Annotated in this window: 1 pseudogene; it reads right to left on the bottom strand. The window is 66.0% G+C overall.

Annotated elements, in window-relative coordinates:
* A pseudogene (locus tag EOA22_RS34880) lies at positions 1-1046 on the bottom strand (NAD-glutamate dehydrogenase domain-containing protein); the annotation flags it as partial.

Raw genomic sequence — 1046 nt, 5'->3', positions numbered from 1 at the left:
ACCTCGCTCAGTGCCAGCTGCCCGGCCAAGCTTTCCGGCGCGCCGGCCTTGAACAGCCCATGCCGCTTCTCCTCGATGCGCTCGCGTGAAAAGGCCGGCAGCAGCGAAACGAGCTTGGGCTCCAGCGCCTTGCGGGCTTCCTGCAACTCGGCAATGCGCTGGCTGAGGGGTGCCGTGCCGGCATCGTTCTTCAGATACCAGCCGCTGGTCACATAGATCAGCCGGCTGACCATCTGATAGAGATCGAGCTGCACCTGGCCGTCGATCTGGTTGTCGAGCGCGTCGATCTCGCGATAGAGCGCCGGCAAGGCAAAACCGTCACGCACCACCGCGAAGGTCCGCACCACGTCGGCGGCGGTGCGCCCGGTGGCCTCCTGCAGCCGGTTGACGAAGGATGGGCCGCCGCGATTGACCAGATCGTTGGCGACGACCCGTGTGATGATCTCGCGGCGCAGCCTGTGGCCATGGATCTCGGCGGCGTATTTCTTCGCCATCTGGTCGGGAAAATAGCCCATCAGGTCGCGGTCGAAATGCGCGTCATCAGGCACGTCGCTGGCGACGATGTCGGAAAACAGCACAATCTTGGCATAGGCGAGCAGCACGCCGAGTTCGGCTCTGGTCAGCGGTTCGCCACGCGCTTCGCGCTCGGCCAGCGCTGCCGGCGACGGCAGCGTCTCGACGGCACGGTCGAGCAGGCCGCGCGCCTCCAGCGCCGTCATGAAGCGGCTCTGATGCGCGATGTCGGCGAGGCCGCGCTTGCGGGCGATCGAAAGCGCCAGCGTCTGCTGGTAGTTGTTGGACAGCACCAGCGAGCCGACCTCCTCGGTCATCTCGGCCAGCAGCTTGTTGCGTGCCGGGCGTGTCAACGACCCCTTGCGCATGGCGGAAGCCAGCGCGATCTTGATGTTGACCTCGACGTCGGAGCAGTTGACGCCGCCCGAATTGTCGATGGCGTCGGAGTTGCAGCGGCCGCCATTCATGCCGAACTCGATGCGCGCCCGCTGCGTGACGCCGAGATTGGCGCCCTAGCCGATCACCTTCGCCCG

Origin of the sequence: Mesorhizobium sp. M7A.F.Ca.US.014.04.1.1, assembly GCF_003998745.1 — a bacterium.
In the GTDB taxonomy this organism is placed as follows: domain Bacteria; phylum Pseudomonadota; class Alphaproteobacteria; order Rhizobiales; family Rhizobiaceae; genus Mesorhizobium; species Mesorhizobium ciceri.
The sequence above is the reverse complement of the archived record's forward strand: the minus strand, read 5'-3'. Positions and strand labels throughout refer to the sequence as shown.